The following is a 23,597-nucleotide window of genomic DNA, read 5'->3' on the forward strand; positions in this document are numbered from 1 at the left end:
CCCATAAAAAAGATATAAATTTGCATCCTGTTTAAAATCACACTAAAAGTAGCGAAATGTCAAAAGTTTGTGAAATTACTGGAAAGAAAGCTATGTTTGGTAACAACGTCTCTTTTTCCATTAACAAAACCAAGAGAAGATTTGATGTAAATCTTTCTAAGAAACGTTTTTATATCCCTGAAGAAGACCGCTGGGTAACCCTAAAGGTAACTTCTAAGGCGTTGAAATCCATCAATAAAAAGGGGATATCAGCAGTTATAAAAGAAGCAAGAGCAAAAGGATTGGTTAAGTAATCCGTAAATAAAAAGATAACAATGGCAAAGAAAGGTAATAGGATCCAAGTTATTTTGGAGTGCACGGAGCATAAAGAATCCGGCATGCCTGGTACTTCTAGGTATATCACTACCAAGAACAAGAAGAATACTCCAGATAGGATGGAAATTAAGAAATTCAACCCTATCATGAAGAAAATGACAGTTCATAAAGAAATAAAATAATACGTCATGGCAAAGAAGACCGTAGCGAGTTTACAGACAAGCTCAAAAAGATTAACCAAAGCCATTAAAATGGTAAAGTCGCCAAAAACTGGTGCTTATACTTTTGTGGAATCAGTAATGGTTCCTGAAATGGTAAACGATTGGATGGCAAAACAGAAATAATACTTGCCAAAATATATTTTAAAGCTACTTTCCATCGAAAGTAGCTTTTTTATTTTCATATCTTTGGGTAATAGAAGTAGTATAACAAATGAGTTTATTTAAAAAGATATTTTCTTCCGAAAAGAAGGAAACCCTGGATAAGGGTTTAGAGAAGTCCAAGACCAGTTTTTTTTCAAAATTGGGAAAAGCAGTTGCCGGTAAAACCAAGGTAGATGATGATGTTTTGGATAATCTGGAGGAAGTATTGGTCACTTCGGATGTCGGAGTGAATACTACCCTTAAAATTATCGAGAGAATAGAGGCCAGGGTATCCCGTGATAAATATATGGGTACTGATGAACTTAATGTGATCCTCCGTGAAGAAATTGCAGGCCTTTTATCCGAAACCAATGTAGGGGAGGAGACAGAGTTTGTAGTTCCCAAGGACAAAAAGCCCTATGTGATCATGGTGGTTGGTGTCAATGGGGCCGGTAAGACCACCACTATTGGGAAATTGGCCCATCAATTCAAAAAACAAGGTTATAAGGTTGTACTGGGTGCCGCGGATACGTTCCGTGCGGCGGCGATAGATCAATTACAAGTTTGGGCAGACCGCGTAGATGTGCCCATCGTAAAACAGGCTATGGGGAGTGATCCTGCTTCGGTCGCTTTTGATACCCTAAGTTCTGCCATGAAACAAGATGCCGATGTGGTAATTATAGACACCGCGGGTCGCTTGCACAACAAGGTAAACCTGATGAACGAGCTTACCAAAGTGAAAAGGGTAATGCAAAAGGTGGTCGCAGATGCACCCCATGATGTCATGCTGGTACTCGATGGCTCTACAGGTCAGAATGCCTTTGAACAGGCAAAGCAGTTTACCAAGGCTACCGAAGTAACCTCTTTGGCAGTTACGAAATTGGACGGCACCGCCAAAGGTGGTGTGGTCATTGGAATCTCCGATCAGTTTAAGGTCCCTGTTAAGTATATCGGGGTTGGTGAGGGTATCGAAGATCTTCAAATATTTAATAAGTACGAGTTCGTCGATTCATTTTTTGGTGGTAAAAATTGAGGTGCCTCCTATCCATACTACTCATTCTCTTGGCGCTACCAAGCGCTGCACAAATCATACATCCTAAAGCCAGTCCTTTTTCCCTAGTGGAGCAGGAGGTCGGCCTATCTATAATTTCCGTAGCTTATTCACGTCCTGGCGTTAGGGGGAGGACCATTTTTGGTCACCTCGTACCCTATGACCGTATTTGGCGGGTTGGGGCCAATGAGTCCACCAAGATCACCTTGGATACGGACATGAAAGTCCTTGGCAATTCCTTGGCCAAAGGAACCTATGCCCTTTATGCTTTTCCACAGGAGGACAAATGGGAAATAGTATTTCATACCAATACTACCCACTGGGGCGATGGCAGAACGGACTATGACCCTTCGGAAGATGCGCTAAGGGTAACCGTCATCCCCGAAAGAATCCCTTATTTCCAAGAGAATTTTTTAATCACTTTTGATGCGATGACCCATAACAGTGTGGAAATGATCTGGATTTGGGAGCAGACCAAAGTTGTGATTCCAATGACAGTGGATACCCATGGTGCCATGCTCAGTGAAATCAACAAACAACTACAAGAGAATCCAACGGCACAAACCTATTATGAAGCAGCTCGTTATTATCAGGAACAGGGCATGGAGCATCCCTTGGCCCTCGAATATCTGAATAAGGCCATTACCCTAGGAGGCGACACCTATTATTTTTACAGGGTAAAATCTTTGGTTGAGGCCGCTTTGCTCGATTATAGGTCGGCTATAAAATCTGCCCAAAAATCCATGAAATTAGCAGGGTTTGAAGGGAAGGATGAGTTTGTCCGGATAAACCAGGAGAATATTAAGAATTGGAATACATTAATTAAAAACTAGCACTTATGAAAAGACTCTTTATTTTGGTATTGGCACTAGTAGCCTTGGGATTTACGTCATGTAAGCAGAAACAAGAAAAGACCCCCGAGCCTGTAGTGCTTTGGGAGGCCTATAATGATTCCGCCGAAGTAGCAGCCAACGCAGATCATGAGATAGGGAGAATGCGGTACAAGCTGATCCAATCCAAAGTGCTGGACAAAAATGAGGTGTTTTTGCCGCTCTATGATGAAGTTTCCAAGTTTTCCGATACCGAATACGAAAGTCTCAAACCCTTGGTCATGGAACAGGATATCCCCACCTTGCAAACACATATCAGGGAGGGCAAACTGAGTTATGAAAAGTTGGTGCTTTTCTATCTGAAAAGAATTTATAAATACGAGCTTGATAATACCACTACATTGAATACGGTCTTGGCCTTGAACCAGGATGTTGTTGCTGAAGCCCGTAAAATGGACGAGTTCCTCAAAAAATATCCAAACGAAAAACACCATCCCATTTATGGCATGCCCATCTTATTGAAGGACAATATCAATACCAAGGGGATGAAGACTACGGCAGGATCTATTGCTTTGATGGACAATGAGACCGATGATGCTTTTATCGTGCAACAATTAAAGAAGAACGGTGCCCTTATTTTAGGAAAGGTCAACCTAAGTGAGTGGGCCTATTTCCTTTGCTCAGGTTGCCCTGTAGGCTACAGTGCCGTTGGGGGTCAGACCCTGAACCCATATGGAAGAAAAGTCTTTGAAACCGGTGGGTCCAGTGCAGGGAGTGGTACTTCTGTTGCTGCCAACTATGCGGTAGCGGCAGTGGGGACTGAAACTTCTGGTTCTATTTTATCCCCTTCCAGTCAAAATTCTGTCGTGGGCTTAAAACCTACTATTGGCCTTTTGAGCCGTACGGGGATCGTTCCTATTTCCAGCACCCTGGATACTCCTGGTCCTATGACCAAAAACGTAGTAGACAATGCCGTTTTATTATCGGCCATGTTGGGGAAAGATCCAGCGGATATGAAATCCGTTGCGGCTACTGCCGATTACATGAATGCGGTTACCAATAATTCCCTTAAAGGGAAGCGCTTGGGGGTGTTCTCTAACCTTATGGAAGAAAATGAGATTTATAAGAATACGGTGGAGAAGCTAAAAAGTCTTGGGGCCGAAATTGTGGTTTTTACCCCGCCAACAGTTCAAATGGAAGGCTTCTTGAGTATTTTGAACATTGATATGAGGAACGACTTACCGAACTATCTGAACACCCAAGTAAGAAACAAGGACGCCGTAAAAATTGGCAGTATTCAGGATGCCATCGCCTTCAACAACATGGATTCTTTGGTGCGTATTCCTTACGGGCAGGCCCTGTTTGAAGGGATTGTGGCAGATTCTACCACTGCTGAAGGCTTGGAAGAAATAAAAAATAGATTGGAAAAAACAGGAAGGGCCTTTTTTGATACGGCCTTGGATTCCAAAAATTTGGATGCTATTCTTTCCATCAACAATTATCATGCAGGTTATGCCGCAGTGGCCAAATATCCGGCCTTAACGGTCCCAATGGGTTATAAGGAAACGGGAGAGCCCATTAGCCTTACCTTCATAGGTAAATCTTTCCAAGAGGATAAATTACTGGAACTGGGTCGCGCTTTTGAAGTGGGTACCAAAGTCCGTAAAACACCGGAGGCTTTTAAAAACTAGTACGGGATATTCCTATTCCATTAGGGCATTGATTTGGGTCCAAATTTCGCAATCGAAGGAGGTGGGCCCCAATTCAGTGTTATTGGCGGCATCCCCCATACGAACAATAACCAATCCCATACTGGGAACCACATATAATTTTTGGTCATTGGCACCCAAACCGGCAATAAGGTCGTCCGGGGCATTGGGTATTAATTTTCCTTTAAAGGAGTCTTCGGATCCCGGGACTCTATAATTGTCTTTTCCATTGATCCACCACAAATACCCATAGGCAGGGTTCAATTCTTGTGTTGTAGAGGTCATGGCCCCAAAATAGGCCTTGTCTGTCATGATGGGAGTTTCATCCCATGTGCCTTCATTCAGATTCAATAACCCAAAGCGGGCCATACTCCTTGCCGTACTAAAATACAGATTCAGGTAGCCTGTCTTTATCCAGGATCCTTGCATCCCTATTCTGTCCCTAATTTTAGCATTGAAATAGGCCTTAAAATCCTGCTGTACCGCTCCCGTAATAATATTGTCCATAAGGGTATAAGGGGCATTGTGGTAATACCAGAAGGTATCCGGTTCATTTTTATACAAGAGACATTCCTTATCGGTGCAAAAATTATTGGCCACAGTATAATCTAGGCCCGAGGTCATGGTCAGGTGGTTTTTTACAGTGATCCGAGCTTCCTGCTCCGGAGTTAGGCTACTCCATCCCACGCCCATATATTCGTTGGAGGCAGCATCCAAGGATAGGAATCCTTCCTCTTGGGCCAAACCGGCGGTAAAAGCGGTTAATGTTTTGGCAGCCGAATTCCAAGTGTGGTTCTGGGATGCAGAAAATCCATTGAAATACTGTTCCAGGACGATCTTACCATCTTTTAGAATGATAAAAGCCTTGGTGTTGTTTTCTTCCAAAAAGGTATACAAAGGAGCAACTACGCTCTCGTTCCATTCTAGGGATTCCAAGGTTGCGATGTCCCATGTATCACTGTTCATAGGTGGAAAATAGAGACTGTGTGTTTCAGGTTCCGGTTCCGGGATGGGGATGGGAGCAGGCTCTGTAATAGGATCTAGTTCGGGTTCCGTGTCCTTGGAACAACTCACAAAAGTGAGGAGGGTGCACAAAAAAAGCAGTAACGTTTTGGTTTTCATGGCTGTAGGTTTTTATTTCAATAGGTAGTCTGGGTATATATAATAACGCAGAAACGTTAATATTAGTCTTATTTTGATGCCATTCTTTTATCAAATCGTACTTTTGCACCCTATTTAGAAAAAACATGCGGACAAAAACACTTAAAAAGAATAAAATCAACGTAGTAACCCTAGGGTGTTCCAAAAATGTGTACGATTCAGAAGTACTTATGGGACAGTTGCGTGCCAACGATAAAGAGGTGGTACATGAAGAGGAGGGGAATGTTGTTGTCATCAACACCTGTGGTTTTATTGCCAATGCCAAAGAGGAGAGTGTAAACACCATTTTGGAATATGTGCAAAAAAAAGAAGCCGGACTAGTTGATAAGGTTTTTGTGACCGGATGTTTAAGTGAGCGCTATAAGCCAGACTTACAAAAAGAGATTCCCAATGTGGACGAATATTTTGGGACCAGTGATCTACCCAATCTATTGAAGGCTCTTGGAGCCGATTATAAGCATGAGCTGATCGGGGAACGATTGACGACCACCCCTAAAAATTATGCCTATTTAAAAATAGCCGAAGGTTGTGACCGACCTTGTTCCTTCTGTGCCATTCCCCTGATGCGTGGAAAGCACAAGAGTACCCCTATTGAAGACCTTGTTCAGGAAGCTGAGAAATTGGCTGCCAAAGGGGTGAAGGAATTGGTATTGATCGCCCAGGATTTAACCTATTATGGGTTGGATCTTTACAAAAAGAGAAACTTGGCAGAGCTGTTGAAGGAACTGGTAAAAGTTGAGGGGATCGAATGGATCCGTTTGCACTATGCCTTCCCTACAGGGTTCCCAATGGATGTATTGGATGTGATGAACCAGGAGCCAAAAGTATGCAACTACTTGGATATTCCTTTGCAACATATCGCGGATCCTATCCTGAAAAGTATGCGTCGTGGGACCACTAAGGCCAAAACGACCCAATTGTTACAGGATTTCAGGGCTACCGTACCAGAAATGACCATCCGTACCACCTTGATCGTGGGATATCCTGGGGAAACCGAAGAGGACTTCCAGACCTTAAAAAGTTGGGTAGAAGAAATGCGTTTTGAACGTTTGGGATGTTTCACCTATAGCCATGAGGAAAATACACATGCCTACAATTTGGAGGACGATGTGCCAGAAGATGTAAAATTGGAACGCGCTGCCGAGATTATGGAGCTACAGTCCCAGATCTCTTGGGAGCTGAACCAGGAAAAAGTAGGACAGACCTTCCGTTGCATTATCGACCGTAAAGAGGGACCTTACTTTGTAGGTCGTACCGAGTTCGATTCTCCGGATGTGGACAATGAGGTACTTATAGATGCTGCGAAACACTACGTAAAAATAGGGGAGTTCACCAATGTGAAAATTACCGAAGCGGCAGATTTTGACCTGTACGGCGAACCTGTGTAACATTGGATTTACGTTTATGCCGCATTTTTAATAAAGGGAGCCAGTGGCTCCTTTTTATTGTTATAGGCTTATTGTAGAAGGTAATTCGGATTCCAAAAAGGAGAACAATCCCTCCCAAGATCATCTGTAGGGTAATAATCTCATCCAAAAAGACCCACGCCAAAAAAGCGGTCAACAAAGCCTGACTCAACATGGCCAAAGACACACGGGTGGTTCTCATATATTGCAGGGCATAGCTCACCATCAACCAGGCCAATAATTGGCATACCACTGCCTGTAAGGAGAGTACCATCCAGCCCATCGTGGAGAACCCGCCAAAAGGCTCGCCCCACGCCAAGCTCATAATCCCTAAAAAGACGGAGGAGGCCATTAGGCTGTAGGTCATAAAGGTAACAATGGAGATCTTGGCGAGTACTTCCTTGCTTATCAGGAGGTAGGCCGAATAAAAGACGCCAGATAAGACTCCACAAATAAATCCGATATCAAAGGAAAGGGAGGCAAACACCTCAAAACCTACCAGGGCAACCATCCCTAGAAGGGAAATGAGGGTGCCAATCCAGAAATTCTTGGTGGGTTTGTTCGTTAAAAACAAAAAGGTGGCAACGCCCACCCATACCGGGGAAAGGTTTGTCAGTAGCGATGCCTGTGTAGCAGTGGATTCCAGGATAGCGATATTCCATGCTGCCACATCCGATCCAAATAAGATGCCGCCCAAGGCAGTTAACAGCAGTATTTTTGTTGAGGGCATGCCCAACTGTTTGGTATACCATGCATAGGGCAGAATAAGCACAAGGGCTATGGCCATGCGGTAGAAGGCCGAGATCAAACCGGGGGCCAGTTCCATCTTTATCAAAAGCGGAAAAACGGATACACAGAGTATTCCTATGACTAAGGCTAATCTTGGCTTGTTCATGGGCGGTAATAAGCGGCTAATGTAGTAAAAATAGGAATTGGTAAATGCGATTTTTATTGCCTGACGGACTGCATAATAGCATACTATTTCTTTGTGGTGACCGGCTTTTTTTTAGTTTTGCAGCTCCAAAGAAAAAAGTATGATTTCCGTAGACCAAATTGCAGTAGAATTTAGTGGGGATACACTCTTTAGTGACGTGTCCTTCGTGATCAATGAGAATGACAAAATTGCCCTAATGGGGAAGAATGGGGCTGGGAAATCTACCATGATGAAGATCATCGCCGGGGAGCAGAAGGCCACCCGTGGGCATATCCGTTTTCCCAAGGATGCCGTGATCGCCTACTTGCCACAGCATTTGCTCACCAATGATAACTGCACCGTCTTTGAAGAGGCTTCCAAGGCCTTCAAGGAAATCTTTGAAATGCGGGACGAAATGGACCGCCTGAACAAGGAACTGGAGACGAGGACCGACTATGAGTCCGACGCCTATATGAACATCATAGGCAAAGTGTCCGACCTTGGGGAGAAGTACTACGCTTTGGAAGAGATCAACTATGAGGCCGAAGTGGAAAAGGCCCTGAGGGGACTTGGTTTTAGAAGAGAAGATTTTGGGAGGCTGACGAGCGAGTTCAGTGGGGGATGGCGTATGCGTATTGAGCTTGCGAAGATCTTGTTGCAAAAGCCGGACTTGATCCTTTTGGATGAGCCTACCAACCACGTGGATATAGAATCTGTGATCTGGTTGGAAGATTTCTTATTGAACAAGGCCAAGGCCGTTGTGGTCATTTCCCACGATAAGACCTTTATTGACAATATCACCAATAGGACCATAGAGGTGACCATGGGCCGTATCTATGATTACAAGGCCAACTATACGCACTACCTGCAATTGCGGGAAGACAGGCGTGCCCATCAGATTAAGGCATACCAGGAACAGCAAAAATTTATTGCGGACAACCAACAATTTATAGACAGGTTCAAGGGAACCTATTCCAAGACCAACCAAGTGACCTCGCGGGAGCGTATGTTGGAGAAGTTGCAGATCATTGAGATTGATGAAATAGATACTTCTGCCCTAAAATTACGTTTTCCTCCTGCTATCCGCTCGGGGGATTATCCCGTAACGGTAAACGGACTGACGAAAAAATATGGGGACCATGTGGTGTTCCAGGATGCCAATATGTCCATCAGTAGGGGAGAAAAGGTCTCCTTTGTAGGTAGGAACGGGGAAGGAAAATCTACCATGATCAAAGCCATTATGGGCGAGATCGATTTTGAGGGGGAATGTTCCCTTGGCCATAACGTAAAAGTGGGGTATTTTGCCCAGAACCAAGCATCGCTATTGGACCCAGACCTGACCATCTTCCAGACTGTGGATGAGGTGGCCGAAGGGGATATCCGTACCCAGATCAAAAATATCTTGGGGAGGTTTATGTTCGGCGGGGATGATCTGGAGAAAAAGGTAAGCGTCCTCTCCGGAGGGGAAAAAACCCGACTGGCGATGGTAAAACTCTTGTTGGAACCGGTAAACCTGTTGATTCTGGATGAGCCTACCAACCATTTGGACCTGAAGTCCAAGGACGTATTGAAAGAAGCGTTGTTGTCCTTTGATGGTACCCTGATTCTGGTGTCCCACGACCGTGACTTCCTACAAGGCTTGAGCCAAAAGGTATTTGAGTTTAAGGAGAAGAGGGTGATAGAGCATTTTGAGACCATTGATGCCTTCCTGATCCGTAACCGAATTGAGAATTTAAAGGAGATAGATCTAAAGGCCTAGGAGGCACTGCATCCTTTTTAGTTAATCAACCTTTACGAAGCTGGTGATGGATTTGTTAAAAATCCATCACACTGTCCAGCCCTCTTTTAAGGCCTTTAAAAGTACCCACTTTTTCTATGGCCAAGAGGGCACCTTGTACATAGGGTTCCGCACTGGCACCAGAATCGTGCCTCAGGGTAAGTTTCTCGTCCTTGAGCCCAAAGATGGCCTCTATGGAAATAACATGACCGGGAAGTCGCACCGAATGAACCTGCACCCCTTCCAACCGGGCACCCCTACTTTCTTTGATGCCCACAAGATCAGCTTCGGAAACGAATAAGGTAGATTCCTGTACGTTCGACAACCGATGTGCCAATTCCCTGGCAGTACCGCTGGGGGAGTCTATTTTGGACTCGTGGGCATAATCTATGAGTTCGTAATTGGGAATATACTTGGCCGCCATTTCTGAGAATTTTTGCAGCAGTACCACGGTAAGGGCAAAATTCCCTACCGCCAAGACGGAAGCGTTGGCTGCTGTTGCTGCCTCCCCGATTTTTTTATAGTCCTGCTCCGTGAGGCCAGAGGTGCCTATGACCGTATTGATGCCTTTGTTTAGGGCTGCCAGCACATTTTTCATGGCACTGTCCGGTTTGGTGTATTCTACCAGCACATCAAATTGTAGTTGCTCCAGGGCAGCATCAATATCCGCAAAAATGGGGATATTCCCTGGACTGAGTTCCAGGACTTCGGCTAGGTTGTCGCCGGCCTTTTTTCTGGCAATGGCCCCGACCAGTTCAAAACCTGGATGGTTCACCAGCCCTTTGCTCAACGCGGAGCCCGCCCAACCGGTGGCACCCGCAATACATACTTTGATTGGCATAATAATGTCTTTTTAAATTAGTACGGATGTTTTTTCCTGAAGAACAGTTGGAACCCAATGGGGATCCTGATCCTAATTTTATGGGTTGCTTTATAAATGTTGTACAAATGGTACATATGCAATATGGAAAACAGGAGTCCGGCCACAAAAATAGGGGTGGCGTCAAAGAGGATTCCATAGACCATATACATGATGTTGGAGGTAAGGTGCCACCATCTAAACGTTTGCATGTTCTTCCTAGAAATTGCAAAGATCCCTGTTGCCAGGGCCAGATAACCCAATACCTCAATCATGGTAATAGTTGTTAAGGGTTCGTTCCTTAAAATTGCTTTCGGCAACTTTTTGTTCCAATTTTTCCAGAAGGGCCATAAACTGCGGGTTGTCTTCCAGGAGATCGTCTATGGTCTGTATGCCTGCTTTCCAATACGCTTCCAGTTTAGGAAGTTCTTTATGGGCCTTTTCCGATAATTGCAACTGTTGTTTTCTGCTATCCTCGGCATCTGTTATGGAGGTGATATACCCCTTTTTCTTCATCTTGTTGATGAGTTTGACAATGCCGGGATGCGACAATTGTAGGGCCTCCGAAATTTCGGTGATGGTGAGGGTGTCGTTCTTTTGAAACAGCAAAAAGATCATGTGCCAATTGGGCTCAATCTCCAGGCCTTCGGAATTGTAGAAGTCCCTGGTGCTGTAGAGGAGGGAGTCGCTGAGCCGTTTTAGGCGGCTGGTAAGTCCGGAGACCCCTATTTCCATTAAAAAATCATTTTCCATATCCTAATATACGTTACTGGTTACGCAAATGTAATTAATAATGTAACTAGTTACGTAAAAAGTTTTATTTATTTTCTGAGATAGATAAAAAGGGGTTAGGGGGAGAGGGGAACAGGGATTATAGGGACCAAAAATACCTTCCTGGTTCGTAACGGGATTGGGAATTTAAAGGAGATTGATCTGAAGGGGTAGGGGGAATGCACGATTCGGCTATGAGCAGCAGCCTCCTTCATGGCAATTGCTTATAGATTTTGTTGTATACAGTTATCTGTTAATTTCTTTGACTCCCTTTTCTATTAAAAATTTAATCACAGGATTTTGGACTTGATAAGTTTTTGCGCCATTTTCTGTTTCCCCAATGTAATGAACTAAACCATAATTTTGCACTATCTTGATGTAATTTATTGCTGTTGGTGTGCTAACTTTCGCAATATCCACATAATCTTTTGTTTTAATTTCCAAGCTGCCAATTTTCAAAATTCTATTTACATTAACTAAAATGTCCTCTTTAGAACCTTTTTTACTGGGGAAGACAGCATAAAATTCAAAGTCTTTGCAATAATTTACTTGACCTTCTTCCACCGCTTTTTTTGTAATTGAATTTGATGTAGAATCAAAATTATTTTGTGTGTCATAAATAACTGAAAGTTGGCGAAATAAATATCTTGGTGAGTTATCACTCAAATCAATTAATTTATTAATTGTTTGTTCAGGGAAGATATCATTCGCTTTTACTTTACGGTCACTGAAATGCTCAATTCGCTTTTCTAAAATTTCATTTAGCTTTTTAGGCGACCAATTTATATTAAATGGTTTGATTTTGTCGAAACGAACTCCTAATTGGTCAAAATCATTTTTAGTGGCATCCCATAATCCAATAACAATTGAATAATTTTCAGATAAAAGGAGTGTAGTGTCGGTTAGTAAATCTTTTAAAAATGTTGTTATTGATTCTATACCTTGCCCTAAAGCTGTGTACTCATCAGCCCTATCAAATAGTATGGTTGTTGTCTTAAAACCTGACTTGTTTATAAGTTGCGTTAAGTCAATCCATATTAACTTAAGTGCTTTAGCATCTTCCAAAAACTCACTAGGATTTTCTGATTTTCTAATGGTCTCCAACTCTAATTCGGGCAAGTAGTTTTTATATAATCCTGTTGTGTTTGAATCTGGAAGTCCAAATGATTTACGTACAAAATCTGAAGCTAATTCGAGACCACCTCCAAGCAGAAGGTTTATCGGCTTATTAAATATATTATTGTAAATATTCTTAAATAAATTTTTTGATTTGAATTTTGTTGCTTTGTCATAATATTGTTCGTATTCTCTTAAGCTAAGGCTCTTAAAGAACTCAGCAATAATGAATGATAATTTCTCCTTGTCATTTTTGTCTAGATTTCTTAGCAGGTTGGGGTTCTTGGAAATAGTCGCACAGTAAAGCTTTATCGTTTCGTTTATTATCAATTTCAGGAAATGCTTCTTGTTGTTTTTTACTGGAACACCTTCGAAATCATCAATTAGTATTGCGAAAACATTGTTTTCCTCAATTTCTCGTTTTATTTTATAAATTAAGGCTGTTTTGCCAATTCCCCTTGCACCAATAATAAATCTACTTCTGTTTTCAATAATGTCAGATCGCAGGCTGTTATAGTTGTTTGGATATATGAAAATTTCGTCAAGAAACTTTCTTTCTTGTTCAGCGGAAAACGTAGAAAATGGATTCTTTTTAAATTTTAGTCTTTCAAATAATTCCATATGGTTCATTTAGTTCAGTACAACGGTTTGTTTATAAAACGTAGCGTACAAAAAGACGCTAACTTTTAGGATAAACACAGAAGCGATTAATGATGTTTTTTATAATTCAGATTACTATTGTGATGATGGTCTTTTCAATTAAGCACGAACCATCTGGTTTAGAATTTATAAGCTATTTTTAATACATTGTGTTGCGAGTAGTTATATTAACAACCTTCATCTTCATCTTCTTCATCTTCTTCATCTTCTTCTTCTCTTCCTTTGCAAATTTTTAAAATTTTCTTTTTTTCTTTTTCTAAAAGTTCAGGTAATTCAGAAACGGTTTCTACTATAAAATTATGTCCGTGAATAGAATTCAGTTTTTTATTGTCATCATTTTCTTTTAGTAACTTTAAGTCCTCAAGAATCCATTCTGTTCCCTCTCTAATCATTTCAGGTTTTTTAAGTTCTATTTGAGTTTTTAGAAATTTAGCAAGCCAATAAATTGAATGTGAATAAAGTTCATTATTGCGAGCAGAAATTGCCATAGAGCGAGCAACATCTCCTTCTATAACGAGAACGTTTTCTTTGTAATCTTTAATTTTTTTATTAATCTTTACCTCTAAATCAATTTCTAATTGTTTTAAAATTTCCTTTTTTTCTTTCTCAAATTTCTTTTCTACTCTATTATGAATTTCTTTCTTTGCCCCGCTTTTATTCCACCACCAAGTTGCACCGAGTAGAATAACAACTATTCCAAGTAATACCGTTATAAATATTGTATGATTTGAGATTTCTTGTTCTAAAAGAGTCCTATAGATTTCTCCAATTCTATCTGTATTACTTTCCTTCATATTATTTTTTTATACACAATTTGCGCCTAAAGCAACTCATGCCTTTAATCCAACGTTGAACATATTATAAAAAGCAATATAGAGTATATGACCTCTAATTTTCGCTAAAATTCTATGTTTTTGTAAGAAGTTATTAACTTGTAGGAATGGTGGGTAGAGTAGTGTAAATGGTTGGTTTTGGGTTACAATTTGCATGTTGTTTATCGAGCATTACAAAGAAGCGGATAACAACTCAATTTTCCTTACGGTTTCCCGTAATAGGGAAGAGAATATTTAATTGTCAGGTTGAGCCTTTCGACTTCGCTCAAGACAGGCTGCGTCGTAACCTTTGTGACACGGAGCGTTGATTTGAAGCGGTGCCACTGTCCAGACCTCTCGACTGCGCTCGAGGGGACAGAAATAAAGGTGGCGGTGACACTGTCCAAACCTCTCGACTGCGCTCGAGGGGATAATAAAAAGGTGGTGGTTCCACTGTCCAGACCTCTCGACTCCGCTCGTGGAGACAAATAAAGGTGGCGGTGCCACTGTCCAGACCTCTCGTCTGCGCTCGAGGGGACAAAAAAAGGTGGTTGTACCACTGTAAAGACCTCTTCACTGCGCTCGAGGGGACATAAAAAGGTGGCGGTGCCATTGTCCAGACCTCTCGACTGCGCTCGAGGGGACATAAAAAGGTGGCGGTGCCATTGTCCAGACCTCTCGACTGCGCTCGAGGAGACAAAAAAAAGGCAGCCTGGACATGTAGATGCCCAAGCTGCCTTTTTTTTAATATTAGTGTTTTGCTATTAGTGTTGTTGCATTTTTCCAACAATGGTCCCCACTGCGGATTTTATTTTATCAATTGCACCTATTACTGCCTGATCTACTGAGTCTGCCTGATTGGTGACGGCAATGGGTTGCTTGCCCTCAATTCTGGCCTCAATTAAACAGGAGATATCATTGATGCCATCTTTTTTTCCATTCTCATCTTTCAAGTGTACCTCAATTCTGGTAATATGGGAATCGAACCTTTGCAGGGCTTCTGCAATTAGGGAGGAAAAATATTCTTCACTTCTCTGTTCCCCTGAAATAGTCTTGTCGGTATTAATTTGAATTGTCATATGCTATGTTTTTTGCTTAAATTTCTAAAAGGCTATTTAGCGAAGCCAAATAGCCTTTTAATTTTGTGTAAGGTACTCCTTTATCCGGTGTGGATAGGAAGTATTTAGTTTCTTTGATCATCTCCTGGTCTAGGCGACTTAAATACATCTAATCCCTCTTTTCTATACTCCATCACTTGTTTCTTGATAAACTCACGGAACTCCTTATTGCTCTGATCGTCCTGTTTGGAGAATTCAGCTACTGTTTTTGTTATCCCTTTTGACTTTGTATTCAAAAAAGTTGTACTCATAAAAAATTGTTTTAATAGTTAGTTTGCAGTTTAAAAATTTAATAATGAAATTTTATTAATACCATCTTAAAATCCGGAGAATAAGTTAACAATTGGCATACCCAAAAGTGAGGTAACTACTTAAAAATAAGGCTATTGGTTTGTCTCCCAGTGTCTTAGGCGGCTGAGGTGTTTAAGGTAAAGATTTCCCATAATGGGAGGAAATTGTGGGAGAAGGGGGGAGGTAAAAAAAAGGCAGTGGTGCCACTGTCCAGACCTCTCGACTGCGCTCGAGGGGACAGAAATAAAAGTGGCGGTGCCACTGTCAGGTTGAGCCTTTCGACTCCGCTCAAGACAGCCTGCGTCGAAACCTATGTGACACGCAAGGTTGGTTAATGGTGTCACTGTCCAGACCTCTCGACTGCGCTCTAGGGGACAGGAGGGAAATGTTTCGTTGTCAGGTTGAGCCTTTCGACTCCGCTCAAGACAGGCTGCGTCGAAACCTATGTGACACGCAAGGTTGGTTAATGGTGTCACTGTCCAGACCTCTCGACTGCGCTCGAGGGGACAGCTGTAAAATGTTTCGTTGTCAGGTTGAGCCTTTTGACTCCGCTCGGGGGAACAAAAGGAAATGTTTCGTTGTCAGGTTGAGCCTTTCGACTCCGCTCAAGACAGGCTGCGTCGAAACCTATGTGACACGCAAGGTTGGTTAATGGTGTCACTGTCCGGACCTCTCGACTCCGCTCGAGGGGACAGTAGGCAATCCTGTTACCTTTTAGGCATTCGAAATTGTATCATCAGGGAGGACACTATCTTTACCGTACCAATGGTAATTACGGCATACTCCACATCAAACAGATCCGCTATGATTCTGGAAAGAATGGCACCTTTTAACTGCTGCCATTGTAGGTAGCTACTAGATCAAATAGTAATTTATATCAGACCGGCACCAAGCGCAAGGGATATAAGAATCAACATGATGGCCACGATAGACTGTAAGGATTTAAGGGTTACCTTTTTTAGAAGTTTATTACCTAGGTAGGCACCCGTAATGGCGGATATGGTGGCAATAACCACTAAGGGTAGGTTGTCTATAAGACCTGATTTTGAAAACCTGGTCGCATAAACCCCCAACCTCGTAAAATCCACAAAAGTGGATACCACCACGGAGGTCCCTATAAAAACTTCCTTTGATAATCCGGCCTTAATTAAAAAAGCACTTCTCAAGGCCCCTTGATGCCCGGAAAGTCCTCCAAAAAATCCGCTCAGAGCACCGCCCAGGGGTAATTTTCCTTCTGAAAATTGGAGTCGCTGAAACGAGGGCAACAAATCCATTAGCGCAAAGAAAATGAGCAAGATGGAAATAATGAATTTCACCGGATATACTTCATAGGTGTTTCCCAAAAATTGATATGAGAAAATAGCCTTGGCATCTGGGATATGAAGTAGAAGCCATGCCCCAAAAAAGGCAAAAACAACGGCCGGGACTCCAAATTTTAGGAGTACTCTTTTATTAGCATGCTTACCTACCAATATTATTTTAAAGATATTGTTGAAAAAATGGACCAAGCCAGTCAATGCTATGGCCAGTTCCACAGGAAAAAAGAGCATAAATACGGGGGTAAGTATGGTCCCCAGCCCAAAACCGGAGAAAAAGGTTAGAATGGCGACCAGGAAAGATACTATTGCTATTAGGATTGTCTCCATATGAATCGAGGGCTGCAATTCATGGATAACCGTTATATTCTAGATAATAACGGATGCCATAGATTGATTTATGATATCAATATAGCAATTAATGCCCTTGACGACCAAAAAGAAATGGAAATGAACGACCTATTTTGAAAATGTAATTGGATGTGGCCTTTGTCATCAATTGTTGTTCAATTTAATAGTCGGTAATGGATTGGTATTCCTTTTTCCAACCAAATAATTTCTATATATAAGTTTCCATTTTCATTTAGTTTACCCAAGGTTAGCTTAGGGTCAATGGGTGAAGAACCATGTGGTAAAACTGTACGCCATTGAAAACCTTCCCAGGCGCTATTAAAACCATTTTCCTTGTCTGAGACTGTTATTTTCTTGATGATACTGAGGGATTGGTCATTCAAATAGGCTGAAGTTGAAGAAAGGTCAATACGGATGATGGGTGCAAAACTATCTTCAATAGGTCGAAGGTTCAATATCGAGTCTTTGTAGTTTATGGAGAATGCAATAGATCCCGATTTGACGAACTTTAATTCAGGAAGAATATGCTCTTGTTCCAATTCTATAATTTGTATTTTTCCGTTTTCATCTTTTAGAACCCTTGTTTTGGTTTTAATGGGAACTAACTTGTTCTCCATCAATTTAAAGGAGTATTCTCCATCAGCAAACTCATTGCCAATAAACTTATGAAGTTCCATTTTTAGCTGTTGTGAAAAGCCATATGACATGTTCAACAGAAAGACAAGAAGTATTAGTGATGCGTGTTTCATTGTTTTCCATTTGAGGTTAACCTAACTTTTGATAATTAGCTTATTTGTTCTACCAACAATTCAAGGATAATATCTGATGACTTAATAATATCCAAGCAATATCTCCATGGTTCCATCTGAATGGAAAGTGTTTTCTTTGATGGTGATAACAGGTCTTAAATCATTTTTAAAATATTTCTTAGAATAAATTATTGCTTCCTATTTTAGAATAAGATAGCTAATAAATAAAAGCAAAACGTTCATAACAGACTGTATTATCAGTTTGTGATAATGCGTGTTTTATGTAATTAGGTTATTTTTCTGCTAATTAGATGGTCTAGTCCAATTTTTCCAGAACCAAAAACCAAAGCATAAATACTGACCCATAAAAATCCCAACGCGGGAAGAATTGGCCAAACCCCTTGTTCCAGTACCTTTGGCCATTGCTGAAAGAAGATAGCTGTTAACATTGTCAGACCAATCATTAGTCCCCAAAATCTAGTGGCCAATCCCAAGGCTAGAAAAAGGCCTCCAATCGCTTCACTTGCGGCACCCAGCCAAGCAAACAACCAAGGAGCTAAGCTAAATGGGATCCCAAATTTTGCCACATCCTCAGGAAACCAACTAGCTACTTCGAACAATGCAAGTGGCTCCTCTGAGTTGGACCATGGCATTCCAAATTTACTAGAGCCAAAGTCGAGGGTCAATAACAGTCCACAAAGTATCCTGGGAATAGCAAATAAAATATTTCCCCATAAAGAGGTAATGGCTATTGGTTTTAGATTCCATTTTGTGAAACTTTTTAAAAAACGCATATCAATATGTTTTATCAGATACAAGGGCACCCGACAGATTAATTTTATGAAAGATACAACAACTTATAATTAGGTTTTTAAAGGCTAAGGTCAAAGGATTGAGCAGAAATCTCTTTTTTTAGGGTGCATGAAAAATTCTTCTTTGCTATTTGGGCGTTTTATTGGGAAAGCTAAGTTTCCGTTCTTCCCTTATTTCACCAATATGGTAATAGGCTATTATTTCTAATATGAGATTGTCTTGAACATAATACCATTCACTCACCTCCATAGAAAAATCGCCCTGGGTGGTAGTGTAGCGCACGCCGGCCCTGTTCTCGCCATATAGGGCTTCGTGCAGTTCAAATTTATGTCCTAAAAATTTATCCTTATTGGTGGCCACCAACTCTAAATACGTTTTTTTGCCTACTATGGTGCCAAATGGACTGCTATGCTTGAAATTTTCAGCTATGGGGAGGGAATTAAAATCTCCGGATTCCCATAGATCGAACCATCTTTTTACCAAATCTTTTATCCCCATTGTTTATACGTGCTGATCAATTAAAATGGCATTGCCGTCTGGATCCGTCAAAACAATACTCGCTGGTCCATTTGTACTTTCATCTGCTTCTTGGTTAAGTGGGATGCCGTTTTTCTTTAAGGATTTTTGAATTTCCCTGACATCATCAAAACTGTCCAGTTTCTTTGCGTTGGTATCCCAACCTGGATTAAACGTTAAAATATTATTTTCAAACATGCCCTGAAAAAGTCCGATCAGGGAGTGTTCATTTTTCATAATGAGGTAATTTTTTTCAAGGTCCCCTGCAAAAACAGTGAATCCCAATTTCTCGTAAAAATCCTTGGATACCTTTATGTCCTTAACATTAAGGCTAACTGAAAATGCTCCTAATTTCATAACAGTGATTTTTTTTGGTTCCTATTAGAACCTCAAGTTATGATTTTATGGAGAATAACTGGATGCGAACAGTGGATTTGTTGCAAGCCAATAAATATATCGAGGGTAGTCCATATTGGAAGTCCAAAGAATTTAAAACCGCTCGAGGGGACATTAAAAGGTGGCGGTGCCACTGTCCAGACCTCTCGACTGCGCTCGAGGAGACAGGAATGTGCCAGAGGAAACTATAAGTACTCCTCTTTCTAATTTTTACGCTGGCTTTTCCTTTATTCGTCCTTAGACAGGGCATCAAATTCTTTTCTTTTAGAAGCGAACCATTCTTTTAAGGCATCAGGGGTTGTCATGAGTTGTTTCATTTTTTTCATGGCGTTCAGATGTGCCTCATCCCCTTTTTGGAACATTTCCATCCCGTGTCTTTTGCTCATTTCCTCTATTTCCTCAAAGGTATTGGCCTTAAATTCTTTGGAACATGCCCCTCCCAGTTGTTTGCAGGTCATTGTTTTCATAATAGATTTTTACCAATTCTTTTCAAGTTATAAATAATCAATCCATTTTATGTACTTCCATCTCAATTTCAATCATAAATTCTGGAAGCGCCAGTTCTTTTACACCAAGCCAAGATCCGGTCGGAAAATTATTGGTATAAATCGTACCTCTGTATGCGCCATGCTCCAACAATAAAGGCATATTAGTGGTGAAAATATTTTCCACGATCACATCATCAAAGGTGCAACCATAATGTGTCAATATTTTTTCCAGATCGGTATAGCAATTTTTCATTTGTTGTTCAAAATCACCCACCGCTGTAGGATTTCCTTCATTATCCATACTTACTGCTCCAGATATTTTGATGTCATTGCCAATTTTTACAGCATGCGAATATCCATAAGCTTTTTCGATTTCGGGGCGTAGGTTGAAGTATTCTGGCTGTTCTATTTTGACCGCTACTTCTTCTTGTACTTCTTTATCAGCTTCTTTACACCCATGAATAGAGATACAAACTAGGCAAAGTGTCATCAACAAGGTTTTTGGATGCAAAATAAGGTTAAATGCTTTCATAATATTGGTAGATTAGCTGGTGCCTACTCTTTCGGTTTTCGGCTTCCCCGTTTGTCTATAGCAGACAAAAGGTTTTAGAACATTGTAAACAGAACCACAAAGCAACCAAGCGAAGTGATTCGCTGATGATTGAAGAACTTCTTAAAAAGAGGGAATATTAATTGATTAAATATAGCGAATATTTTCCAAAAAAATTGACTAAACCGTTCTTTGTGAGCATTTTGGGTTTCATTACGGAATTGAATGCAGATTACATAAATTCCCACCCAGTTGCACAGGGCATAAGACCATTAGACATCTGTTGCTACGGTCTGTTTAATTCAGGTATTTCTGCAGAGCTTCCTCAAATAAAGGATCACTTGGTCTTAATTGGGCGTTGGAGAGGATTTCTCCTTCTGGGGAAATGATCACATATTTGGGAAGGGTCACCAGGATAACAGGAGAGTTTTCAATTATGTGCTTGGAATACGTCAATGAATAGAATGGATTCCCTTCTTTTTGACCCAACCAATAATGGTTTCCTATCCAATTCTTATCTTTTAAAAATCCTTTCCAACCTGTAAAATCTTGATCAACAGAAATAGTAATGAACTCTACATTGTCAGCAGCATGTTTTTCGGCTAATTGTTTAAAAATAGGAGCTTCTTCCAAACATGGGGCACACCATGTGGCCCAGAAATCTATGATGATGTATTTTCCCCTAAAAGATTCTATGGCTACGGTACCATCGTCAATCGACAAAAATGATCCGTTGGGCACGGGTTGTCCTTCCATGACCGATTCCAATTTAATAAATTCATCTTCTTTTGGAGCGTTGTATTTTAACTCTTCCAGGGTCAAAGGCATCATTACCAATGCCTTTACCATTCCGCTTTCATCAAAATACAATTGTTGTTTTACTTTTTTGGCATTTATCAAGGAGCGAAAGTCTTTAGGGCTCACCAATTCTCCTTTTAGATCGTAGATGGGGATAAACTTTACATTGTACGTTATTGTTCCCATCTTTTCCAATTGGGAGGCAGAATAGAGCGTTAAATCAACTATTTTGTTTTTTAACTCAGGGCTGTAACCTTTTGTATCAGAGTTGGTGCACGAAATAAAAAATATACTAGCGACTAATAAAAGTAGTTTGGAGCTTTTCATAATTGTTCCTTTGTCGCAACCTTTTGTTAATGGGTTACCATAAGGGAATATAGAAAATATTATACAAACTAACGGCATGGAATTAATAATACACGCATAAACTTTTAAGAGGCAGGCATTAAACTATGTCCTCAGGACAAAAATTTAAGCGTTATTTACTTTATTGAAGCGAAAAAACCTCATAGGTTCTGGTCCATTCCGTGACCTGTCCAGCTTGAAGCGAAATGCTGTGGAACAGTTCTGGACTTATCACATGCGTCCATCCCCATAGATTAATACTATGGGTTGGAAAATTACCTGTTTCTCGAATCCCAATCTTGCTACTGTTATTTAGAAGTTCCCATTGTGCGGGAACCGATTGGCCTCCGGATAGGTTGCTAAAAAAGAATTGTTCTTTGGGTGTACCTAGGAATGAAAAATCGCTTTTACCGAGCACCACTTTCCTTTCTGGGTTCACCGTTTCCCCAAAATGGTCGGGCTGCAGGGAGAATGAAAATTTTAAATGATAATTACAGCCTATCAAATCTTTGTCCACCTTTAAAAAGTTGTGATTGTATTCACTGGTTTCAATGCATTTTTTACCTGTATTCCTTAATCGATAACCAATCCTAAAACCATTTGACAATAGCTCAATCTCCTTGTGTAAGACATACCCGTAATCATTATGAAGCCTAGAAGTACAGGTAATGGATATTTTAGTATCGTTTTTGGTGACTTTAAATTCGGCGGGCTGCACCTCGTAGGCCCTTTGGAAGTCGTAGGTGTCCGAATCTTTTCGTATGAGCCCCACGCCAATCTTATGAAACCAATCTCCAATCTCTGTCCCCTCAAATCCTAGTGGGGAGTCGATGCCAAATTCATTGTAAAAGCCCTTGCCCATATGTTCTCCTGCCTTAATATCGGTTCGCTCCACCCCAGTAATGGCGGTTTTGTTAAAAGTAACGGTTGTTATTTTTCCGGTCCAGTCGAAGCGGGATCCCACATAATTTTCCGTAGGCAGGTAAATCTGTAATTCCAAAAGATCATTTCTAAGGGTATGGGGCATTTGGCGTTTTTAAGGAAGGCTAAAATAATGGCATATTTTTAAAGTACAGCATTGCTGGGCAAGATTCTTTTGTCGTTTTCGGTCATGGAATAGCGTCTAAAGTTACCTATCTATTATTTCAATGGAATGATTTGAACCAGCGACATGTCCTAACCCCATTGCTCCCGAAATTGATTGGTAAAAGTAATTCCGCTTTTTTTAATTTGCGAAATTAATATCGCAAAATTCAGCTATCCCTTGGGCGCTATTTTTCAATTAAGATGGGGCAATCAGAAAAATATTGATAGACATTATCTTTAAATGTTCTAACTACTGTGTTGTTAGCCCCTAAATGGAACAATTTATTGTCATCGGGTTTTTAACATAATAAGTGGTTACAGCGTATGAAGTCATTCTAAAACAGCTCACACCCCTGCACTGAATGAAGTTTCTCCGCTGATGCTTTTAGTGTGGAGTCCAACTTTTTTTTTTTGTCCAATACTTTAAGTAGTGGAAATTAATTTAATGGATCTAAATGCCTTACTGGATAAGGCTGGCTTTTTTACCTTTATAAGAAGAGTATAGCAATAGTGCTAAAACTGCAAGACAGCTAGCAATAAAAATTCCTATCAGATACATTTGCTCTGGTGTAGCCCAAAGAGCAAGTAGCAATGCTCCAAAAGAAATAATTCCTCCCATAATGGCAAATCCTAATTCGTTATAAAACAAGGCATAGGGAAAAAAGTGTGCGCCGGTAATGATCACATATCCCATGATAAAATAATCAGGAAGATAAATCAAAATAAAAATAAGAAAGGGGAAGTAAAATAGTTGGGCAATATTTAACCATAGGCCCAACGGCTGTAGCGGATTGTCCTTAATTTTCCATTGTGTCTTCAAGATTTTAGACATAACAAAAGCTAAGGGCAGCATAAGGCCACCGACAATAAAGGTAAGGACGCTTTTGTCATAAGAAGAAAACGGAAGGGTCCATACAAATGTAATTATCAGCCATATCAAAGTTGCGGCAAGGATAAAATCAAGCCCATTTTTGGCTTTTAGGGATAATTCCAATTTTAGTTGATTTAGGTCGGTTTTGGTCATTTTATGGTGGTTTT

27 protein-coding genes are annotated in these 23,597 nt (G+C 40.8%); 8 read left to right on the forward strand and 19 right to left on the reverse strand.

All coding sequences use genetic code 11. The annotated features are described in order from the left end of the window. The first annotated feature begins 56 nt into the window (after positions 1 to 56). From rpmB to SB49_RS01225, 6 genes are all read left to right on the forward strand, one after another. The gene (rpmB, locus tag SB49_RS01205) at positions 57 to 293 is read left to right on the forward strand and encodes a 50S ribosomal protein L28 (protein ID WP_062053089.1); all 237 of its coding nucleotides are present in this window, start codon (positions 57 to 59) and stop codon (positions 291 to 293) included. A 21-nt stretch (positions 294 to 314) separates the two neighbouring features. Further along, complete coding sequence (rpmG, locus tag SB49_RS01210; protein ID WP_062053091.1) at positions 315 to 497, forward strand: 50S ribosomal protein L33; 183 nt, start codon at positions 315 to 317, stop codon at positions 495 to 497. 6 nt (positions 498 to 503) lie between these two features. Continuing rightward, complete coding sequence (locus SB49_RS15840) at positions 504 to 659, forward strand: DUF4295 domain-containing protein (protein ID WP_082591049.1); 156 nt, start codon at positions 504 to 506, stop codon at positions 657 to 659. Between the two features lie 88 nt (positions 660 to 747). Further along, positions 748 to 1,710 (forward strand): signal recognition particle-docking protein FtsY, encoded by a 963-nt coding sequence (gene ftsY / locus SB49_RS01215; protein ID WP_062053093.1) that lies wholly within the window; start codon positions 748 to 750, stop codon positions 1,708 to 1,710. Beyond that, a complete protein-coding gene (locus tag SB49_RS01220) occupies positions 1,707 to 2,561 on the forward strand; it encodes a DUF2911 domain-containing protein (RefSeq protein ID WP_062053095.1) in 855 nt (284 codons plus the stop codon). Before ftsY ends, SB49_RS01220 begins: the two co-directional genes overlap by 4 nt. 5 nt (positions 2,562 to 2,566) lie before the next feature. Beyond that, positions 2,567 to 4,249 carry an amidase family protein gene (locus SB49_RS01225; protein ID WP_062053097.1) on the forward strand — a complete coding sequence of 561 codons (1,683 nt, stop codon included), beginning with the start codon at positions 2,567 to 2,569 and terminating at the stop codon, positions 4,247 to 4,249. Positions 4,250 to 4,261: 12 nt separating this feature from the next. Here the strand turns inward: SB49_RS01225 and SB49_RS01230 are convergent, their stop codons facing one another. Further along, positions 4,262 to 5,389: a serine hydrolase domain-containing protein gene (locus SB49_RS01230; protein ID WP_062053099.1), complete on the reverse strand. Its 1,128-nt coding sequence runs from the start codon at positions 5,387 to 5,389 to the stop codon at positions 4,262 to 4,264. 125 nt (positions 5,390 to 5,514) lie between these two features. On the opposite strand from SB49_RS01230, the gene rimO reads away from it, so the two are divergent. Beyond that, positions 5,515 to 6,816, forward strand: a complete 1,302-nt coding sequence (rimO, locus tag SB49_RS01235) for a 30S ribosomal protein S12 methylthiotransferase RimO (RefSeq protein ID WP_062053101.1) — start codon at positions 5,515 to 5,517, stop codon at positions 6,814 to 6,816. On the opposite strand, the gene SB49_RS01240 is transcribed toward rimO, so the two are convergent. Further along, positions 6,773 to 7,729 carry a DMT family transporter gene (locus SB49_RS01240; protein ID WP_082591050.1) on the reverse strand — a complete coding sequence of 319 codons (957 nt, stop codon included), beginning with the start codon at positions 7,727 to 7,729 and terminating at the stop codon, positions 6,773 to 6,775. The two genes, rimO and SB49_RS01240, sit on opposite strands and share 44 nt — an antisense overlap. A gap of 139 nt (positions 7,730 to 7,868) precedes the next feature. Between SB49_RS01240 and SB49_RS01245 the strand changes: the two genes are divergently transcribed. After that, positions 7,869 to 9,506, forward strand: a complete 1,638-nt coding sequence (locus SB49_RS01245) for an ABC-F family ATP-binding cassette domain-containing protein (protein ID WP_062053103.1) — start codon at positions 7,869 to 7,871, stop codon at positions 9,504 to 9,506. Positions 9,507 to 9,561: 55 nt separating this feature from the next. Here the strand turns inward: SB49_RS01245 and dapB are convergent, their stop codons facing one another. The 17 genes from dapB to SB49_RS01335 all read right to left on the reverse strand — a co-directional run bounded on the left by dapB (position 9,562) and on the right by SB49_RS01335 (position 23,583). Next, a complete protein-coding gene (gene dapB, locus SB49_RS01250; protein WP_062053105.1) occupies positions 9,562 to 10,365 on the reverse strand; it encodes a 4-hydroxy-tetrahydrodipicolinate reductase in 804 nt (267 codons plus the stop codon). 17 nt (positions 10,366 to 10,382) lie between these two features. Then, the gene (locus tag SB49_RS01255) at positions 10,383 to 10,658 is read right to left on the reverse strand and encodes a hypothetical protein (RefSeq protein ID WP_062053107.1); all 276 of its coding nucleotides are present in this window, start codon (positions 10,656 to 10,658) and stop codon (positions 10,383 to 10,385) included. Continuing rightward, the gene (locus SB49_RS01260; RefSeq protein WP_062053109.1) at positions 10,651 to 11,136 is read right to left on the reverse strand and encodes a MarR family winged helix-turn-helix transcriptional regulator; all 486 of its coding nucleotides are present in this window, start codon (positions 11,134 to 11,136) and stop codon (positions 10,651 to 10,653) included. Before SB49_RS01260 ends, SB49_RS01255 begins: the two co-directional genes overlap by 8 nt. Positions 11,137 to 11,400: 264 nt before the next feature. Next, on the reverse strand, positions 11,401 to 12,891 hold the full coding sequence (locus SB49_RS01265; protein WP_145758339.1) for a P-loop ATPase, Sll1717 family: 1,491 nt from the start codon (positions 12,889 to 12,891) through the stop codon (positions 11,401 to 11,403). 206 nt (positions 12,892 to 13,097) lie between these two features. Next, positions 13,098 to 13,724 (reverse strand): hypothetical protein, encoded by a 627-nt coding sequence (locus SB49_RS01270; RefSeq protein ID WP_062053113.1) that lies wholly within the window; start codon positions 13,722 to 13,724, stop codon positions 13,098 to 13,100. Between the two features lie 782 nt (positions 13,725 to 14,506). Continuing rightward, on the reverse strand, positions 14,507 to 14,821 hold the full coding sequence (locus SB49_RS01275) for an HPF/RaiA family ribosome-associated protein (protein WP_062053115.1): 315 nt from the start codon (positions 14,819 to 14,821) through the stop codon (positions 14,507 to 14,509). A 104-nt stretch (positions 14,822 to 14,925) separates the two neighbouring features. After that, complete coding sequence (locus tag SB49_RS01280) at positions 14,926 to 15,111, reverse strand: hypothetical protein (RefSeq protein WP_062053117.1); 186 nt, start codon at positions 15,109 to 15,111, stop codon at positions 14,926 to 14,928. Positions 15,112 to 16,023: 912 nt separating this feature from the next. Then, complete coding sequence (locus tag SB49_RS01285; protein WP_062053119.1) at positions 16,024 to 16,797, reverse strand: sulfite exporter TauE/SafE family protein; 774 nt, start codon at positions 16,795 to 16,797, stop codon at positions 16,024 to 16,026. A 176-nt stretch (positions 16,798 to 16,973) separates the two neighbouring features. Then, complete coding sequence (locus SB49_RS01290; protein WP_145758340.1) at positions 16,974 to 17,567, reverse strand: hypothetical protein; 594 nt, start codon at positions 17,565 to 17,567, stop codon at positions 16,974 to 16,976. A 287-nt stretch (positions 17,568 to 17,854) separates the two neighbouring features. Next, complete coding sequence (locus tag SB49_RS01295; RefSeq protein WP_062053123.1) at positions 17,855 to 18,361, reverse strand: DoxX family protein; 507 nt, start codon at positions 18,359 to 18,361, stop codon at positions 17,855 to 17,857. 145 nt (positions 18,362 to 18,506) lie between these two features. Next, a complete protein-coding gene (locus tag SB49_RS01300; protein WP_062053125.1) occupies positions 18,507 to 18,878 on the reverse strand; it encodes a nuclear transport factor 2 family protein in 372 nt (123 codons plus the stop codon). Positions 18,879 to 18,881: 3 nt separating this feature from the next. Beyond that, positions 18,882 to 19,253 carry a VOC family protein gene (locus SB49_RS01305; RefSeq protein ID WP_062053127.1) on the reverse strand — a complete coding sequence of 124 codons (372 nt, stop codon included), beginning with the start codon at positions 19,251 to 19,253 and terminating at the stop codon, positions 18,882 to 18,884. A 266-nt stretch (positions 19,254 to 19,519) separates the two neighbouring features. Next, the gene (locus SB49_RS01315) at positions 19,520 to 19,759 is read right to left on the reverse strand and encodes a hypothetical protein (RefSeq protein WP_062053131.1); all 240 of its coding nucleotides are present in this window, start codon (positions 19,757 to 19,759) and stop codon (positions 19,520 to 19,522) included. Positions 19,760 to 19,796: 37 nt separating this feature from the next. Next, positions 19,797 to 20,312: a RidA family protein gene (locus SB49_RS01320; RefSeq protein WP_062053133.1), complete on the reverse strand. Its 516-nt coding sequence runs from the start codon at positions 20,310 to 20,312 to the stop codon at positions 19,797 to 19,799. A gap of 315 nt (positions 20,313 to 20,627) precedes the next feature. Further along, entirely contained in the window at positions 20,628 to 21,455 is an 828-nt protein-coding gene (locus SB49_RS01325; protein WP_062053135.1) for a TlpA family protein disulfide reductase, read from the reverse strand. 160 nt (positions 21,456 to 21,615) lie between these two features. Then, complete coding sequence (locus tag SB49_RS01330) at positions 21,616 to 22,500, reverse strand: hypothetical protein (RefSeq protein ID WP_062053137.1); 885 nt, start codon at positions 22,498 to 22,500, stop codon at positions 21,616 to 21,618. A 519-nt stretch (positions 22,501 to 23,019) separates the two neighbouring features. Next, the gene (locus SB49_RS01335; RefSeq protein WP_062053139.1) at positions 23,020 to 23,583 is read right to left on the reverse strand and encodes a DUF7010 family protein; all 564 of its coding nucleotides are present in this window, start codon (positions 23,581 to 23,583) and stop codon (positions 23,020 to 23,022) included. Between the last annotated feature and the right edge of the window lie 14 nt (positions 23,584 to 23,597).

It is taken from the genome of Sediminicola sp. YIK13 (genome assembly GCF_001430825.1).
In the GTDB taxonomy this organism is placed as follows: domain Bacteria; phylum Bacteroidota; class Bacteroidia; order Flavobacteriales; family Flavobacteriaceae; genus Sediminicola.

Bases quoted from the DNA above. Each gene is read 5' to 3' on its own strand.
- SB49_RS01275 (WP_062053115.1), bottom strand. From the start codon at position 14,821: ATGACAATTCAAATTAATACCGACAAGACTATTTCAGGGGAACAGAGA.
- SB49_RS01315 (WP_062053131.1), bottom strand. From the start codon at position 19,759: ATGAAAACAATGACCTGCAAACAACTGGGAGGGGCATGTTCCAAAGAA.
- ftsY (WP_062053093.1), top strand. From the start codon at position 748: ATGAGTTTATTTAAAAAGATATTTTCTTCCGAAAAGAAGGAAACCCTG.
- SB49_RS01335 (WP_062053139.1), bottom strand. From the start codon at position 23,583: ATGACCAAAACCGACCTAAATCAACTAAAATTGGAATTATCCCTAAAA.
- SB49_RS01290 (WP_145758340.1), bottom strand. From the start codon at position 17,567: ATGAAACACGCATCACTAATACTTCTTGTCTTTCTGTTGAACATGTCA.
- SB49_RS01280 (WP_062053117.1), bottom strand. From the start codon at position 15,111: ATGAGTACAACTTTTTTGAATACAAAGTCAAAAGGGATAACAAAAACA.
- SB49_RS01320 (WP_062053133.1), bottom strand. From the start codon at position 20,312: ATGAAAGCATTTAACCTTATTTTGCATCCAAAAACCTTGTTGATGACA.
- SB49_RS01225 (WP_062053097.1), top strand. From the start codon at position 2,567: ATGAAAAGACTCTTTATTTTGGTATTGGCACTAGTAGCCTTGGGATTT.
- SB49_RS01330 (WP_062053137.1), bottom strand. From the start codon at position 22,500: ATGCCCCATACCCTTAGAAATGATCTTTTGGAATTACAGATTTACCTG.
- dapB (WP_062053105.1), bottom strand. From the start codon at position 10,365: ATGCCAATCAAAGTATGTATTGCGGGTGCCACCGGTTGGGCGGGCTCC.
- SB49_RS01240 (WP_082591050.1), bottom strand. From the start codon at position 7,729: ATGAACAAGCCAAGATTAGCCTTAGTCATAGGAATACTCTGTGTATCC.
- SB49_RS01285 (WP_062053119.1), bottom strand. From the start codon at position 16,797: ATGGAGACAATCCTAATAGCAATAGTATCTTTCCTGGTCGCCATTCTA.
- SB49_RS01230 (WP_062053099.1), bottom strand. From the start codon at position 5,389: ATGAAAACCAAAACGTTACTGCTTTTTTTGTGCACCCTCCTCACTTTT.
- SB49_RS01305 (WP_062053127.1), bottom strand. From the start codon at position 19,253: ATGAAATTAGGAGCATTTTCAGTTAGCCTTAATGTTAAGGACATAAAG.
- SB49_RS01265 (WP_145758339.1), bottom strand. From the start codon at position 12,891: ATGGAATTATTTGAAAGACTAAAATTTAAAAAGAATCCATTTTCTACG.
- rpmB (WP_062053089.1), top strand. From the start codon at position 57: ATGTCAAAAGTTTGTGAAATTACTGGAAAGAAAGCTATGTTTGGTAAC.
- SB49_RS01260 (WP_062053109.1), bottom strand. From the start codon at position 11,136: ATGGAAAATGATTTTTTAATGGAAATAGGGGTCTCCGGACTTACCAGC.
- SB49_RS01245 (WP_062053103.1), top strand. From the start codon at position 7,869: ATGATTTCCGTAGACCAAATTGCAGTAGAATTTAGTGGGGATACACTC.
- SB49_RS01295 (WP_062053123.1), bottom strand. From the start codon at position 18,361: ATGCGTTTTTTAAAAAGTTTCACAAAATGGAATCTAAAACCAATAGCC.
- rimO (WP_062053101.1), top strand. From the start codon at position 5,515: ATGCGGACAAAAACACTTAAAAAGAATAAAATCAACGTAGTAACCCTA.
- SB49_RS15840 (WP_082591049.1), top strand. From the start codon at position 504: ATGGCAAAGAAGACCGTAGCGAGTTTACAGACAAGCTCAAAAAGATTA.
- SB49_RS01270 (WP_062053113.1), bottom strand. From the start codon at position 13,724: ATGAAGGAAAGTAATACAGATAGAATTGGAGAAATCTATAGGACTCTT.
- SB49_RS01255 (WP_062053107.1), bottom strand. From the start codon at position 10,658: ATGATTGAGGTATTGGGTTATCTGGCCCTGGCAACAGGGATCTTTGCA.
- rpmG (WP_062053091.1), top strand. From the start codon at position 315: ATGGCAAAGAAAGGTAATAGGATCCAAGTTATTTTGGAGTGCACGGAG.
- SB49_RS01325 (WP_062053135.1), bottom strand. From the start codon at position 21,455: ATGAAAAGCTCCAAACTACTTTTATTAGTCGCTAGTATATTTTTTATT.
- SB49_RS01300 (WP_062053125.1), bottom strand. From the start codon at position 18,878: ATGGGGATAAAAGATTTGGTAAAAAGATGGTTCGATCTATGGGAATCC.